The 15375-nt window shown below is 43.1% G+C and carries 15 protein-coding genes and 1 pseudogene; all 16 read left to right on the plus strand.

All coding sequences use genetic code 11. The features are described 5' to 3' along the window. Positions 1–360 precede the first annotated feature (360 nt). Positions 361–2427: an ATP-dependent helicase ComFA gene (locus tag WH37_RS14865; RefSeq protein ID WP_052736986.1), complete on the plus strand. Its 2067-nt coding sequence runs from the start codon at positions 361–363 to the stop codon at positions 2425–2427. A gap of 608 nt (positions 2428–3035) precedes the next feature. Beyond that, the gene (locus WH37_RS36430) at positions 3036–3563 is read left to right on the plus strand and encodes a ComF family protein (RefSeq protein WP_231594241.1); all 528 of its coding nucleotides are present in this window, start codon (positions 3036–3038) and stop codon (positions 3561–3563) included. Between the two features lie 118 nt (positions 3564–3681). Continuing rightward, positions 3682–4101, plus strand: a complete 420-nt coding sequence (locus WH37_RS14875) for a TIGR03826 family flagellar region protein (RefSeq protein WP_046231416.1) — start codon at positions 3682–3684, stop codon at positions 4099–4101. Positions 4102–4210: 109 nt separating this feature from the next. Next, a complete protein-coding gene (gene flgM, locus WH37_RS14880) occupies positions 4211–4498 on the plus strand; it encodes a flagellar biosynthesis anti-sigma factor FlgM (RefSeq protein WP_074905014.1) in 288 nt (95 codons plus the stop codon). A 16-nt stretch (positions 4499–4514) separates the two neighbouring features. Further along, on the plus strand, positions 4515–5012 hold the full coding sequence (locus WH37_RS14885) for a flagellar protein FlgN (RefSeq protein ID WP_046231369.1): 498 nt from the start codon (positions 4515–4517) through the stop codon (positions 5010–5012). A 15-nt stretch (positions 5013–5027) separates the two neighbouring features. Further along, the gene (gene flgK, locus WH37_RS14890) at positions 5028–6560 is read left to right on the plus strand and encodes a flagellar hook-associated protein FlgK (RefSeq protein WP_046231370.1); all 1533 of its coding nucleotides are present in this window, start codon (positions 5028–5030) and stop codon (positions 6558–6560) included. Between the two features lie 50 nt (positions 6561–6610). Further along, positions 6611–7528: a flagellar hook-associated protein FlgL gene (gene flgL / locus WH37_RS14895; protein WP_046231371.1), complete on the plus strand. Its 918-nt coding sequence runs from the start codon at positions 6611–6613 to the stop codon at positions 7526–7528. A 107-nt stretch (positions 7529–7635) separates the two neighbouring features. Beyond that, entirely contained in the window at positions 7636–8079 is a 444-nt protein-coding gene (gene fliW, locus WH37_RS14900) for a flagellar assembly protein FliW (protein WP_046231372.1), read from the plus strand. A gap of 1 nt (position 8080) precedes the next feature. Next, on the plus strand, positions 8081–8317 hold the full coding sequence (gene csrA, locus WH37_RS14905) for a carbon storage regulator CsrA (RefSeq protein ID WP_046231373.1): 237 nt from the start codon (positions 8081–8083) through the stop codon (positions 8315–8317). Between the two features lie 120 nt (positions 8318–8437). Next, positions 8438–9205, plus strand: a complete 768-nt coding sequence (locus WH37_RS14910) for a flagellin N-terminal helical domain-containing protein (protein WP_046231374.1) — start codon at positions 8438–8440, stop codon at positions 9203–9205. 171 nt (positions 9206–9376) lie between these two features. Then, positions 9377–9754 (plus strand): flagellar protein FlaG, encoded by a 378-nt coding sequence (locus WH37_RS14915; protein ID WP_052736988.1) that lies wholly within the window; start codon positions 9377–9379, stop codon positions 9752–9754. Positions 9755–9777: 23 nt separating this feature from the next. Continuing rightward, complete coding sequence (gene fliD, locus WH37_RS14920; protein ID WP_046231375.1) at positions 9778–11253, plus strand: flagellar filament capping protein FliD; 1476 nt, start codon at positions 9778–9780, stop codon at positions 11251–11253. A gap of 13 nt (positions 11254–11266) precedes the next feature. Beyond that, on the plus strand, positions 11267–11665 hold the full coding sequence (fliS, locus tag WH37_RS14925) for a flagellar export chaperone FliS (protein WP_046231376.1): 399 nt from the start codon (positions 11267–11269) through the stop codon (positions 11663–11665). Beyond that, positions 11665–11991: a flagellar protein FliT gene (locus WH37_RS14930; protein ID WP_046231377.1), complete on the plus strand. Its 327-nt coding sequence runs from the start codon at positions 11665–11667 to the stop codon at positions 11989–11991. Before fliS ends, WH37_RS14930 begins: the two co-directional genes overlap by 1 nt. A gap of 108 nt (positions 11992–12099) precedes the next feature. Next, on the plus strand, positions 12100–14343 hold the full coding sequence (locus WH37_RS14935) for a motility associated factor glycosyltransferase family protein (protein WP_046231378.1): 2244 nt from the start codon (positions 12100–12102) through the stop codon (positions 14341–14343). Positions 14344–14649: 306 nt separating this feature from the next. Continuing rightward, positions 14650–15375: pseudogene (locus WH37_RS14940) on the plus strand (hypothetical protein); the annotation flags it as partial.

Consider the following 15375-nt stretch of genomic DNA (forward strand, 5'->3'; position numbering starts at 1 on the left):
TAAGAAAAGGAAGTAAGGAATTGAAAGGTAAAGATAAAGAGGTAAAAAGATAGAGATAGTGAGGGACTCATACAGGCATTAAGAGCTGAAAGGTTGAAGAGGCCAAGAAAAGCTGAAAAGCTCATGGGGCAAAGTGATAGCGAAGATTGGATGACATTGATAAAAGGCAGGTAATCCATTATAGTTATAACAAACCAACAGGATCGAAACGGAAGGCTGTTCGTACATTTACTCCAGTACGGTGGCATAAAGCACGGAACAAGTAAAACCTGCAGTTCAAATAGATAAAGATGAAGCACATCTTTGATAACGCTTAGGCGTTGTTGAGGTGTGCTTTTTTGCGTTTCATTCGGAAAGGGGATGCGTTGTATTAAAGCCTACATCTATATTATGCTGCAATCCGAGTATTGGACATGTAAAGTGACCATCAAGCCCGAGGTTGATGCCTCCTTCTGGGAGAATGCAGAGAAGCTGCTTTTATGGAAAAAATCGATTCCTCTCGGTATAGCAATGGAAATAGCTGATCGTTTTAATGCAAATGAAACAAATATGTGGATAGACATGGGAATAGTGAGAAGTATTGGAGAGAGAACGGTAAATATTTTTGGCAAGTGGTTAGGGAGACGGGGAAGGCGACTATGGAGCAGGAAAAGGAAGGGATCTGGCGAGGGCAGGGAGGAGGGTAGAAAAAGGGAGGACGATCAGCTGGCTTTGGGTCGTTTGGCCGAAATAATTAGCCAAGCGCGTAATGAGTTGAATTGGTGGACGGGGCAGGGGATGTCCACTTTGGACATGCGCGAAGCGCTCGCTGCGGATCGGCACGAGCGCGGTGGATCGGCGCGCGGAGTGGAACGCGCGCCTGTACAGGCGCTTGCCGCCGCCGCACAGCTGGCGGCAGCGGCGCTGCAAGGCCGTGCGCTGCTGCGCGGCGAAGCGCACGCACTGCTTGAAGGGACAGCTGCCGCAGGCGCTGTCCCGACCCTGGACAAGGACGCTGCGCTGCAGCTAGCGTCCTTGCTGGGCTTGATACAGCTGCGCAGCGCTGTATCAACAGCGAGGGCCAGCCGCGAAGCAGGCTGGCCACAGCGCGCCCAGCGCGGGCTTCGCTGCCTGCGCTGCGGCAGCGGAGAAGAGCAGCTGCACAGGACACCCTGTGCAGCCTGCGGGCGAGAGGCATGCGCGTATTGCACCGCATGCCTCACAATGGGGCGCAGCCGCGAATGCGAGCTGCTGCTATTAGGAGCTGCTGGCGCTACCAGCAGCAGCTCCAGCCAATCGCCGCCCCAAAAACAGCGTCTCGCGCATTGGGGGCTGAGCCCTGCTCAAGCAGCGGCGGCAGAGGCCGCGCTTCATTTTATAGAACAACCGTCTCGTCCTGCTCCAAGCCACTCGACTGAATCGTCTCGCGTTGCTCCAACCCGCACGCTTGACGCCAATCAAACGAGCTTCTTGCTATGGGCGGTCACTGGCGCCGGCAAAACAGAAATGACCTTTCCTCTTGTCGAGTCGATTCTTCTCCGCGGGGGAAAAGCATTAATAGCAACGCCGCGGAGGGATGTCGTGCTGGAGCTAAACCCGCGTATCAGGAAGGCATTCCCTGAATACAGCGTAGTCACGCTATACGGCGGCAGCGAACAGCGGTGGGAGCCAGGCGATATTACGCTCGCCACAACCCATCAACTGCTGAGATTTCATCATGCCTTCGACTTGGTCATTTTGGATGAATTGGATGCGTTCCCGTATCATAATAATCCCCAGCTCCATTACGCAGCGGACAAAAGCTGTGCGCCAACAGGCTACAGAATTTTGCTCTCTGCTACGCCTCCAGTGGAGCTGCAGCAGTTGGCACGGCGGGGGAGGCTTGCCCATGCGAGAGTTCCTGTACGGTTTCATCGCCATTCGCTTCCTGTTCCGAGACTGCTTAGTACACCTAACGTAGGTCAAATGCTGGACAAGCGCCAGCTTCCAAGGCGGCTTCGTGTCGCGATGCTTTGTTCCTTGGAACGAGGCGCACAGCTGTTTGTCTTTGTGCAGAGAATTTCGCAAGTCGAACGCATGGCTCAGCTGCTGCAGACGACGCTTAACCTTCTCCAAGTAGCTGGAACTTCTTCGCAGGATCCGGAGCGGGTCGAGAAGGTTCAGCGTTTTCGAGCCGGGGCTATTCGTATTCTGGTGACGACTACAATTTTGGAGCGCGGGGTAACGATCCCAAGAAGCGATGTTTTTATTTTGGATGCAGATGGACAGTTATTTGATGAGGCCTCGCTCGTGCAGATGGCTGGAAGAGCTGGAAGATCCAGCGATGACCCAAACGGCAGCGTTATTTTTTGTGCAAAAGAGCGTACTCGATCCCAGATGATGGCTGTCCATCATATTAAAAAGATGAATCGTATCGCCCGGGCTAAAGGCTATTTTAGGCCGATTTAGGTGTGAACGGTGGCCTCCATAAAGTTGCGGTGTTATTTAAAAGCGTAGTGAGAAAGCGAATTCGCTGTATGAAAATTCTGGCTCACAATCGGCATTTATACTCTTGAATTTCCGGAAATGAGCCACAATAGGGAAAAATTTAAGTAGCTGCCGCCGTAGTAACTGTATCAGCAGCTTCAGCTTCTCCAGCTCTACCCTTTATTGCCGCTTCGCCCTTTTCACTATGCTTCTATAACTCTAATAAGGAGGCTTACTATAACGTGAACGGGTTCACATTCTATCATCTAAGGCAGCAGGTCGTAAAATATGCGGGAACTACGTTGGGTCTGCTTGGTCCATCAGCCCAGCTTTGTCCGCTATGCGGCAAAACCGCAAAGTCATTATCACATAAAAAATTATCTGCGCAGCAAGCGCCACTTGGCTCGCTGTCACCATCTTTTGCAAAATCGTTATGTAGAAATTGTTTGGCGGACATTCCTTGGATTTACAAGGTGAAATGCCGAATATGCGGACGGGGGGCAGTCTGCCCCGACTGCATAAGACGCAGCGATACAGCCTTTGTGCTCAATAGGAGCGCTGTGCAATACAGCGAGCCAATGCGGGAGCTTTTGGCTAAATATAAATATCGGGGGAATGAAACGTTGGCACCTTATTTGGGAGAAATGCTGCTGCATCCGCTCGCTGAAATGACCCGTGAACTGTCAGGCAGGCTTGGTATCCGTGCTGGTAGCCCATGGTCTGAAATTTGGCATGCGATAACTTACGTGCCTGTTAGCAGCGAGCGGGCTGAGGAACGCGGTTTTAACCAAGCGGAAAAATTGGCTGTGATGGTGTCCCAGAATACCGAGATTCCTCTGTGTCATTTGCTTGTACGCCTAAGACATTCGGAGAAGCAAAGCTTTAAGACTCGTTCAGCACGTATGCGAGATATGAACAGTCTTTTTGCTGTAAGAGCTGGTTCTATGAAACAGTTTTTATTAATGCATAATAGAAGAAAGGAATGCGGAGCTCCACGAATCTTGCTGGTCGATGACATTTATACAACAGGAAGCACCATTCAGGCCTGTGCAGAGGCGCTCCAAAAAGCAGATACTTCCCCAATGGATATCTATGCTCTAACATGGGCACGATCATGATTTTAACTATCACTTTTTTCCAGTTCATTAAGATTACTAGTGAAATTATTATTTGTTTCAGCTAGAATAGAGCTAATCATAACTTCAAAAGGTAGATCAGGGAGGTCGGAAATTAATGATGAATTTAGATAATTGTCCACGCTGCGGCAAGCTGTTCTCCAAGAACTTTCGTGACGTCTGTCCGGCTTGCATTAAAGAAATAGATAAAGAGTATGAGCTTTGTTCCGATTATTTGCGTAAACATAAAGGAGCGAACATACAGGATTTGTCCAATGAAACAGGGGTAAGTATTCGCCAAATTACGAAGTTTGTCAAAGAAGGTCGTATATCCATTATGAATGCGCCTAATATGGCTTATCCATGCGAAGTTTGCGGTACCCTGATTCGGGAAAACAATATGTGCGATAGCTGTAGAGCGCGTTTAATTAGCGATACTGGGAAAATGCGCAACGAGGATACCAGAAGGGCGGAAGAGCAGGAAGCGCAGAAGGCTAACCAGAACATTTACAAAGGTATAGATCGCTACAAGGATCGTTAGAATTTATTAATATTTGTCAATCGTCGATATAACTATAAATTTCTTGGGGAATAAGCCGATAATACTGTTAAAGGTTATCGGCTTATTAGCATGTGTCCAAATAAATGAGGTGAATAAATTGAAGATAAATGAACCTGGTCGTATCCACTCGATTAACCAGTACCAGAAGAAGAACGAAATGGCAGTGAACAACGCCAATAAGAAGCAGAGGAAGGATGAGGTGCAGATCTCAGCCGCTGCCAAGGAGATGCTCTCTACGAGTCAGATGAACAGTCCTGAACGCGCAAAGCATATTGAGAGCCTGAAGCAATCCATAGCATCTGGAACGTATCATGTTGATTCGGGCAAGCTGGCTGAGAAACTGCTTCCTTATTTCGACAACAATCCGAGTGAATGAGGATGGGTGAACGGAGATGTCTCTTGAATTAATTGCAGATACCCTGCAGCAGCAGTTAAAGCTGTATCATTCACTTCTGGTAATTGAACTGAGTAAGAAGGACATGATTATTCAGAATGATGTTCTGCAATTAAATGTACACACCCAGAAGCAGAAGCTGCTTGTTGCGAAAGCGGAAGAGCTTGAACGTATGCGTACTCAGCTTACTTCCCGTTATTTTAAAGATATTGGGTTTAGAATTCGCAGCGGCATTTTGGCAGAACTTATTCGCTCCGTCGCTAATCCGGAAATTAAAGCGCAGCTGCTGCAGCTTCATACCCAGCTCAATGATGTGTTGGCCCAGCTTAAGGAAGCTAGTGCCTTGAATCAGCAATTAATTAATCAATCCTTGTCTTTTCTGGATTTCTCGATCAGCCTGATGATGGATGACCCGAATGAGGATCTTGTCTATCAGCATCCGATGAATCAGTATCCAGGCAGTAAGCGCAATGGATTATTTGATAGTAAAGCTTAAGGAGGAGACAAGCAGATGACCTCAACTTTTCATTCATTAGAAACATCAAAGCGAAGCTTGATTACCCAGCAGGTAGCCTTGACTACACTCAGTCATAACATTGCAAACGCCAACACGGAAGGGTATACGCGGCAAAAGGTAACCATGGTGGCGACTCGTCCAATGGAAGCCTACGGCATGACCAAATCCACAGCACCAGGTCAAATCGGAACGGGTGTCGAGTATACGTCGATTACGCGTATCCGTGATGCTTTTCTGGATGCGCAATATCGGGATCAATCGGATATTGCTGGTACGACTTCTGTCCAGATGGATACGCTTAGCAAGCTAGAAGGCTTTGTTAACGAGCCATCGGATACAGGTATTCGTACCGTATTGTCGGATTTCTGGAATGCATGGTCAGATCTCAGCAAAGATCCGGAGAATGTTACGGCCCGCGAAATTTTGGTTGAACGTACACAAGCATTGACCGATACCTTTAATGGACTTAGTAAGCAGCTGTCCGATCTAGATGCTGACATTAATATGACAATTGAAACTTCGACGGAACAAGCCAATTCCATGATGAGCTCTATTGCATCGTTGAACGATCAAATAAAAAAAATAGAATCACTCGGCGACAATGCCAATGACCTTCGCGATCAGCGTGATCTTTTAACGGATAAGTTGTCCAAGCTCGTCAATGTAACCGTTACAGATACGGAGGACGGATACACCATTAATATGGGGGGAACAAACCTCGTTACCGGGGGAGAAACAACTCCTCTGACGGCACTTGCACTGGAGCAGTCCTATAATAATGGCACTCTGACTGGCGGAGAGGTTCACGGGATGTTCGTATCTTTGGATACAGTTGCTGAATTTGTCGGGCAGTTGGATACACTTGCTAATACGATCGTGAACGGCAAGTTTGATGTTACGATTCCTAAAGGCTCCGTATTGCCGGGGACGACGGTGCCTACAACAGCAGACCAAGTGATGACGGTCAATGGTATCAATGGACTGCATCAGCTGGGCTATACGCTTGGCAATCCAGCTACTGCAGGACAACCATTGTTTACAATTAAGACGGGTTTTACAACACTTACTGCTGAGAGCATAGAGATTAACTCCAATATTGCCTCGGATTCGAACCTTATTGCTTCCTCTATGCGTACAACGACAGATGGGGCTGGTGTCTCTACCGTTGTCAAAGGTAATAACAGTCTAGCATTATTAATGTCACAAATGACCGAGGTCAAGTTTTCTTTCGACGAGACTGCTACTGGTGGTGGAATCAAGGAAGCTACGTTAGGCGACTTCTACAGTGCGCTTGTCGGAGCATTAGGGGTTAAAAGCCAATCCGCTGCGCGTGAAAATTCCAATGCAGAAGCTCAACTGGCTCAAGTAGACGGAAGCAGAATGTCAATCAGCGGTGTTTCTCTTGATGAGGAAATGTCGGATATGATTAAATATCAATACGCATATAGCGCTGCGGCACGTTTTATGACGACGTTTGACGAAATGCTTAATAAACTCATTAATAATACTGGCGTAGTAGGTCGGTAGAATACAATAAATAAATTAATCATTTTCTCCAAAATGGGAGGTAACATGTAATGGCTCTTCGTATTACACAAGGTATGATGCATGCCCAGCTTACACGTAATATAAGCCGTAATTTGAACAAAATGGCGGATATTCAGAACCAGTCATCCACAGGCATGAAGCTTCATAAGGCGTCAGATGATCCAGTAGGCATTACTTATTCGCTGCGTTATCGTACTGAGCTTGGTTCCAGTGATCAATATGAGAAAAATACGAACCAGGCATTGTCTTGGCTTGATCTTACGGACACCGTCATTAATCAAGCGGGCGATATACTCCAGCGTGTGAAGGAGCTTGCTACACAGGCTGCTAATGGAACAAACCCTCAAGAAGCGCTTGATGCTATTCAAAGTGAAGTTGAGGAATTAAAGGGACAGCTTATTGACATCGGAAATAGTAAAATAAACGGAAAATACATTTTTAATGGGGAAATGTTTAATCAGATCCCTTATGATGCATCTGCTGCTGGGTTTGATGCTAAGGGAGTTGCAACAGATACAGGAACTGTGCAGTATGCTCTTGGTGCAAATGTGACTGTGGGCATAAGCTTAACCGGAAATACAGTATTCGGGGACTCCGATCCAGCAGGTACGGGAAATAATGTTTTCTCTGTCATGGATCGCCTGATAACAGCAATGTCTACTGGTAATTATAGTGGTGTTTCAGCCGAGATAGGTAATATTGAAATCAGCTCGGATCGGATGCTTAATGCAAGGGCTGAAATCGGTGCCAAGGTTAACCGTGTAGAACTTATGCAAAATCGGATTGCCGACTTCAAGTTGAGTCTAACAGATATGCAGTCTAAAGTGGAGGATGCCGATTTGGAGCAGGTTTTGATAGACTCGACAACCGCTCAATCTATTTATCAAGCATCTTTATCAGTTGGAGCAAAGGTAATCAGTAAATCCCTTGTTGACTTCCTAAGCTAATAGTTCGGAGCATATAAATAAATGGTTACATTATTTTAGAAGCTATGGAATCGGTGACGATACCGTAGCTTCTTATTTTTAAATAAACAGAGCGGAGAGTGGAACAAATGATCATTGAAACGACTCGTTTTGGATCACTTGAATACGAAACGGAGCAAGTTATCACTTTTATATCTGGCATACCCGGATTCAAGCAATTTCAGCGTTATACTATTGTATCTATTGAAGAAAGTCCATTTCAGTACTTGCAATCGGTGGAAGAAGGCTCACTAGCTTTCATTATTGTGTCGCCATTTGATTTCATAAACGAGTATGAATTTGAATTGTCTGAGCAAATTAAAGATGAGTTGAGAATAGAAAGTGCAGAATCACTTCAGATATATAGTATCGTGAGAGTAACAGAAGATTTGGCTTCGGCCACGATTAATTTAGCAGCTCCGATTATTATCAATACGGCTTGCAATTATGCCGTTCAGTACATATTGTCCAATGATCATTATTCCGTTCAGTATCCGCTATTTGCGGAAGGTCTGCCGACAGGAGGCGAATAATATGCTTGTTTTAGCTCGCAAAAAAGGAGAATCGATTCTCATTGGTAATGATATCGAGCTTAGTGTGCTGGAAATTGTAGGCGATACGATTAAACTGGGTATTAAAGCTCCGGCGGAAGTAGGCATCCTTCGGAAGGAATTGTATGTTTCTGTGGAAAATATGAATGTTACAGCGGAACAATCGACGATTTCGGCTAGTGATTTGCAGCATCAATTCAAAAAAATCAAAAAAAGTTAAATTAGCTATAAACTCTTGGTTAAATATGCCGATAAATAGATTATAGCGAGCAAGCAACCTGCTTGATCAGCTAACCACAAGGATGTGGGACTAAATAACCATTTCAGGGAGGAAATAACAATGCGTATTAATCACAACATTACAGCTTTGAACACTCACCGTAACATGACTTTGAACACTGCTGCTGCAGGCAAGAGCATGGAGAAACTGTCTTCTGGTCTTCGTATCAACCGTGCGGCTGACGATGCTGCTGGTCTTGCAGTATCCGAAAAAATGCGTGGTCAAATCCGTGGTCTTGAGCAAGCTCAAAAGAACGTTCAAGACGGCGTATCTTTCGTACAAACAGCTGAGGGCGCAATGAACGAAGTAAGTGCAATGCTTACTCGTATGAAAGAATTGAACGTACAGAAGCTGAATGGTACATACAGCTCTGGCGACAAATCCAACATCAACGTTGAGCTTGATCAACTGGGTTCGCAAATCACTAAAATCATGTCCGATACTAAATTCAACGGTATCAACATTACTAGCGGTGCAACAATTCAATCCGATGATGCTTCGCAAACAATTACTATTGGTGGAATCACTACTACTGGTTTCGCTTCCCTTACTAGCGGTAGCGACCTGGCTACTGTAGAAACAGCAATCACTTCCGTTTCGACTGAGCGCGCTAAACTGGGTGCTGTTCAAAACCGTTTGGAGTACACTTCGAACAACTTGGGTACTGTAGTTGAGAACATCACTGCTTCCGAATCGCGTATCCGTGATACCGATATGGCTAGTGAAATGGTTAAGCTTACGAAGAACAACATCCTTCTTCAAGCTTCCCAATCGATGCTTGCTCAAGCAAACTCGCAGCCACAAGGCGTATTGTCCTTGCTGCAATAATCATTTACTTGAGAGGAGAGGCCTTAGATATTCTAAGGCCTCTTTTTCCTATAGATTTGTATAAGTTTAAATAAATATTTTCAGCAAGATTAATATCAGCTAACAAAGACACAGACTTTTTCCGATATTAAACTATAGAAAGCACTCTAAATTGAGGTGGGGAAATTGACGATGAATATCTCATCAGTGAATACCACGACGGGTTATACCTCTGAGAAGGCTGCAGGCAGCGAGTCGGTTAAGGAAGTAGCCGTAACTCCGGAAGCTTCCAAGAGCAATTATATTATAGCAGGCAACGAAGCTGGTACTGCAGTTGCTCAAGCTCAGCAAGAAACCTTTTCGAAAAATATCGAACGTGTGATTGAATCGATGAAAGGTCCCGTAACCATGGTTGAAAGATCTGTACATGAAGGAACCAAACATATCATGTATAAAATTAGAAACAAGGAAACGGGCGAGATTATTAAGGAAATTCCAGAAGAAAAGCTTCTAGACATGGCAGCGAAGCTTATTGAACAAAATGGAATTGTCATTGACGAAAAAATCTAGAATTTAGTAGGAGGTTTTAGCATATGCGTATGGCAGGACTAGCTTCTGGCCTACAAGTAGATGACATGGTCAAGGAGCTCATGAAGGCTCGGAGAACAACTTATGACAACATGGTAAAAAAGCGGACTCAACTGGAATGGAAGCAGGAAGATTACCGTTCGATGAGTACGAAGATTGCAGATTTTCGTTACAATAAGCTTACTTCTTTTAATCTATCCAATGCGATAAGTGCAAAAACGACAGAGGTAAGTGGGGATACAAGCGCATTAACACTTAACGCTACTAGCAGCAGTGCAGCTGGAACTCTAAATGTTCAAGTAAATCATGTCGCAACAGCCTCGAATAGCGTTTATACCTTTAACACAACCGAACGTGCTCAGTCTTTAGAAGATTTGGGTTTTGAGTTAAGTGCACCTGGCGCAGATACTGTTGATGTGAGAATTAATGGGAAGAGCGTTACAGTGTCCAAGGATGCTAAGCTAAGCGATCTTGCTCAAGCTATCAATGCGAATTCCACTAATGTAAAAGCTACAGCACTTTATGATGCGAACACGGGAAGGCTTTCTATATCGGCAAGCCAGACTGGTGTAGGGCAGTTGTCCCTTCAGGATGATGTTTTTACAGGGAGAGTGCCTACCAGCAGCCAAGAGGGCGTTAATGCAGAGATTACAGTGAACGGCTTGACCTATGAGCAGGCGGGCAATCGTTTTAATATAAATGGCGTCGATTTCACAGTAAAGGCCGCTAGTCAATCGGGCAGCTCAACGACGCTAAATGTTGTGAAAGATACGTCTAAAATTATTGATACTATTAAATCTTTTATCACAGAGTATAATAGCTTAATTGGTTCAATAAATACCGAATTGTCTGAAGAGAAGTATAGAACCTTCAAACCATTAACGGATGAAGAGAAGAAAGAGATGTCTGATAAAGAGGTTGAATTGTGGGAGTCCAAGGCAAGAAGCGGCACTCTTAAAAATGACAGCATACTTAGCGGAATGGTATCTGATTTGAGGGTTGCGGCTACCTCACTAATCTCGGGTATTGCAGATCAAGATGGAAATAGACTTTCGATTGGAATTACAACGGGCGGTTATTCTGATAAAGGAAAGCTAATATTGGATGAATCTAAGCTTAGAACGGCACTTGAAACGGATGCTGACAGTGTCATTAATCTGTTCACGGCCAAAGACACGGATACTTCGCCTGGCAGCAGCACATCAGGGGTTTTTGCCAAGATGACGGCTACAACAACAAAAACATTAAGCGGTTTAAGAGAAAAGGCAGGTACCTCACTAATAAGCTCAGACATCAATTCCGCTTTTGCTGAAAATTCTTTGATTAACAGCCAATTAAGAACGATGAAGGAACAAGAAAGCCGAATGACCGCAAGATTAACCGCCATCGAAAATCAATATTTTAAACGATTTTCTGCAATGGAAACCGCAATTAACAAATTTAATTCGCAGTCATCTGCCCTAACAAGCTTTAGTAATTAAAGGAGTGAAACCTTTGTTAAACTCACCATATCAAGTGTATCAGCAATCTTCTGTTCAAACAGCGACTCCTGGCCAATTAGTTATTATGCTTTATGAAGGAGCTATTCGCTTTACCAAGGGCGGAATTGAAGGGATCAAGAAGCAAAATTATGAAATGGCCAACACGAATTTGAAAAAAGCACAGGCTGTCATTAATGAACTGCTGGCTTCCCTTAATTACGATTTTGAGGTTTCAAAAAATTTATCTCAAATTTATGAATATCTTTTGCATCTTCTAATTGAAGCTAATTTGAAGAAAAATGATGCATTTGCCCAAGAGGCATTAGGCTATTTACAAGAATTTCGAGATACTTGGAAGCAGGCAATGAAAGCCTCAGCAGGTCAAACACAAACCGCAGTCGGTCCTATGTAATGGAAAATGTTATTTTCGAATTATATGTTAAAACCAAGCAGTTAGTTGAACATTTGGATCATTCAGAAAGTGATGAATTATTAGCGTTAATTGAACTCCGGGAAGATGTTATAAACCAACTGGAATCGGGGATTTTGGTTTCGGAAGAGCAAAAGCAATTGCTGCGAGAAATCGGTGAGTTTGATGAGGTATTACTGACGAAGATGCATTTCTTTAAAGATGAAGCTTCACAAGGATTGAATAAAATAAATAATAACCGTCTTCAAAAACAAGTCTATGAACAAGCTTATGCGTCTGAAAGTTATTTTATCGATAGAAGAGAATAGCTCATTCGCAACAAACTTTTATAAACCGTCAGACAGAGTTATGCGCTGACGGTTTATGCTTCTTTTTAAGACAATAATGATTGATTTGCACAGTTAGGAGACTGACATATGGTACAGCAACAATCTTCAGTGGAAGATGTATTAGATAATATCCGCCCATTTTTACCTGAATTAATTACCGCTTGTGAATTCGTTGCAGGTAGCCTTTATCAGCCAATGGAACAGGCAACATGGGATAAATTTGCTGATGTTCTTGAAGGTATGGATGACCTTTATCGTACACTTAACTCCATTCATTCGGAAATGGATCCTTCTGCTGTACTTTGGTCTTATTTAAAGGTGTTTATAGCCGAATTTAGCAGTAATTTTCAAATCATGAACAATTATATGGATGCAGAACAGTATAGAGAAGCAGGCGATTGTATCCATTATGAATTAAATCCGTTATTCTATCAGTTGGAAATTGCTATTGGTGGGGCACGGACGATCGCTGAGCAGAGATATGGGGCTAATCTTGAGTATATAAAAGTCAAGTTTCCTAAACTATATGATCAAATTATAAGTATAGATAAAAATAATCATGTTTATCAAACGATGAATGCCAGAAATGGAGCGCCCAATCTTTGTGTTACACTTGCGGAAAAGGCCCCCGTTTATTTATATAGTACATATAACCCTTTAGATGAAGCGGATCGCTGGGTGCAGCATTTAACCGATAAAGTGCAGGGTAAAGATAATATTATCATTTATGGTGTAGGCTTTGGCTATCACATTTCAGCGTATTTGGATGCTTATCCAGATCATAATGTTTATCTTTATGAACCAGATGAACAGATTTTTTTAGCAGCAATGAAAAGCGTGGATTTGAACAAGCTTCTAGATCGCCCACAAATTAAGGATTTTGTAGTTGGTGGCAATGCAAGCCAGCAAGCTAAATTGTTTTATAAGTTTTTACGCTACATGAAGGGCGAGCCTGAAATACTCAGTTTGCCTATTTATCAGAGCCTAATGGCAGATAAAGTATCGCAATTTTGTAATGATGCGATTATCGCCATTATGAATTATGATAGCTCGTATCGACTCTACGAAAAGTTCGGTAGGGAATGGTTGGAAAATACTCTATTTAATTTATCTACGACGTTGAGTACTCCTCCCATAACGAACATGAAAAATAAGCTGGAAGGCTTTAGTGCGGTTATTGTTGGTGCAGGCCCTTCATTGGAAGCTGATATCAAGCATTTATCCAATTTAAAGGAGCATGCTTATATCATTGCGGCTGGCTCTACCATTCAGTCCTTACTTCATTTTGGGATAACGCCGCATTTAATCATTTCTATGGATGGTACCGATGCGAACTATAACGTATTCCGCGATCTAGATATCAGTCATATTCCATTGCTTTATACACCTATGGTCAAGTACAAAATTATAGATAAGAAATGGGATTATCTATTCCATATGCATTTCCATAATGATGTTGCTTCTAAAAAAATAATGGAACTGTCAGATCAGGACCCGCTCTTTAATTCCAATCACTCCGTAACAGGAACCGCTATTCAAGCTGCCATATACATGGGCTGCAAAGAAATTATATTTACGGGTCAGGATTTATCCTATCCTAATGATAGAGTCTATTCCCCTGGAGCCAAGCATTTTAAAGAGGAGAAGCTGGAGCAGCAAATAGAAGCTGCAACGCTCGTTGTTGAAAATGTTAACGGTACAATGAATCGAACAAGCAACTTGATGAAGCTAACATTAGCTGATATAGAAAGTGTGCTGGAGGGTTATCCAGCTGTTCAGTTTATTAATACTACAGCTATGGGAGCAAAGATCAAATATACGACGGCCGAGCCTATGGAGCAGGTAGTTAAGCGTCTTGGTAATAAAAAAACCGATGAAAACTTTTTTATTAAGGAAATAAAAGAATCAAGTCATTACGAAAATGAACGTCTTCAAACGATCAAAAACCTGGTTTTCCGTATGCCAGAGGAGTTGAAATCGTATGAGGAAGGCTTAAAAGGAATCAATAAAAATATCGAAAAGCTGCCGGAGCTAAGCAGAAAAAATCCGCAGAAATGTTTTACGTTAATCAAAACGATTGAGACAGATTGGAAAGTTGCAATTAATAGTCAACCGTTTCAAGTATTTTGTTTTATGCTTTTCCGCAACGCATTAAGTGAGTTTGAGCGCGATCTTCCGGAGCTAGCTGAAGAAAATAATATGATCAAAAAAGCGAAGCTGGCACAGGAGATTATGAAGCCGTTAGTTGTTAAACTATTGGACGAAATACCTAGAATGAAAGAACTGATAGATGAAACAGTGAAAAGAGTTGGAGCTGGGACAAATATTTAAATTTTATGGATTTGGAATGTTTAAAAAAGTAATTCGAAAATTTACAGAAAATATTTGGATATACATCTAAAGTCCTTAAAAAAAAATCCGATATAACAAGTAAGTAGATTATGCCAAAAAGTTCAACTGTTTAAAGTAGACAATAAACACTAAGGGGACAGTTTTTCTAGGCATTTTCACCCATTTTAGCTGTGATAGATATCCTATTTTATGGATTTTTCATAATTATTAACGGAATCAAATCGTAATTAGATCGCCTGTTTTATCGCACTTTACTTAAGCGGCATACTGGGGAGGATTTTTTAAATGATATTGAGAAAAAAAGAACAACTGGCTATTGCTACCGTTTTACTGAGCTCCGTATTAACGTTTGGTCCTATTTCTAGCGTATTTGCAGCTCCTGTTACAACTTCATGGGATACAGACAATGTTACGATAACGAATAATGTTGGTAAAGCAGATACAGTAAAGGTTACTGGTCTTACGGCTGGTTCTACTGTAAATGTTTATGATAAAGCAACTGGCGGTAAATTAATTGGCACAGCGAAAGTTCCAACTGGACAAACAGAGGTAACAGTAACGATTGCTAACTTTGACGTAGCTGGAAGAAAAGTCTACATATCTGTAGTTGCAGAAAGTACAGCAAGTGAGTTCACTGTAGAAGCGGAAGCGAAAACAGATAAAGCGGATGCAGCAGATGTAGCATCGGTGAATAATGTGGGCAAAGCAGATACGTTGACTGTAAAAGCTGCAGTTGGAACCATTATTAAGGTGTACGATTCGGAAACAGCAGGTAAAATATTGGGTACGGCAACAGTAGCGGCAGGTAAAACGGAAGCAATTGTATCGATTGCCCAAATCGGCGCAGCCGAAACAAAAGTGTATGTAAGTGCAACGGAAGCAGGCAAGCTGGAAAGTGATCGTTTGGAAGTAACGGTAGCAGCGGAAGCGAAAACTGCGAAAGTAGCGGCATCGGATGTAGTAGCCGCGAACAACGTAGGTAAAGCAGATACACTGACCGTAACGGCAGCG

The organism is Paenibacillus algorifonticola, assembly GCF_000971975.1.
Taxonomy (GTDB): Bacteria; Bacillota; Bacilli; order Paenibacillales; family Paenibacillaceae; genus Pristimantibacillus; species Pristimantibacillus algorifonticola.

What these genes read in the sequence shown, in the direction of transcription:
- WH37_RS14930 (WP_046231377.1), top strand. Translation starts at nt 11,665, where the DNA reads ATGGAAAATGTTATTTTCGAATTATATGTTAAAACCAAGCAGTTAGTT.
- fliW (WP_046231372.1), top strand. Translation starts at nt 7,636, where the DNA reads ATGATCATTGAAACGACTCGTTTTGGATCACTTGAATACGAAACGGAG.
- fliD (WP_046231375.1), top strand. Translation starts at nt 9,778, where the DNA reads ATGCGTATGGCAGGACTAGCTTCTGGCCTACAAGTAGATGACATGGTC.
- flgK (WP_046231370.1), top strand. Translation starts at nt 5,028, where the DNA reads ATGACCTCAACTTTTCATTCATTAGAAACATCAAAGCGAAGCTTGATT.
- flgL (WP_046231371.1), top strand. Translation starts at nt 6,611, where the DNA reads ATGGCTCTTCGTATTACACAAGGTATGATGCATGCCCAGCTTACACGT.
- WH37_RS14935 (WP_046231378.1), top strand. Translation starts at nt 12,100, where the DNA reads ATGGTACAGCAACAATCTTCAGTGGAAGATGTATTAGATAATATCCGC.
- WH37_RS14865 (WP_052736986.1), top strand. Translation starts at nt 361, where the DNA reads ATGCGTTGTATTAAAGCCTACATCTATATTATGCTGCAATCCGAGTAT.
- WH37_RS14875 (WP_046231416.1), top strand. Translation starts at nt 3,682, where the DNA reads ATGAATTTAGATAATTGTCCACGCTGCGGCAAGCTGTTCTCCAAGAAC.
- WH37_RS14915 (WP_052736988.1), top strand. Translation starts at nt 9,377, where the DNA reads ATGAATATCTCATCAGTGAATACCACGACGGGTTATACCTCTGAGAAG.
- WH37_RS14885 (WP_046231369.1), top strand. Translation starts at nt 4,515, where the DNA reads ATGTCTCTTGAATTAATTGCAGATACCCTGCAGCAGCAGTTAAAGCTG.
- csrA (WP_046231373.1), top strand. Translation starts at nt 8,081, where the DNA reads ATGCTTGTTTTAGCTCGCAAAAAAGGAGAATCGATTCTCATTGGTAAT.
- WH37_RS14910 (WP_046231374.1), top strand. Translation starts at nt 8,438, where the DNA reads ATGCGTATTAATCACAACATTACAGCTTTGAACACTCACCGTAACATG.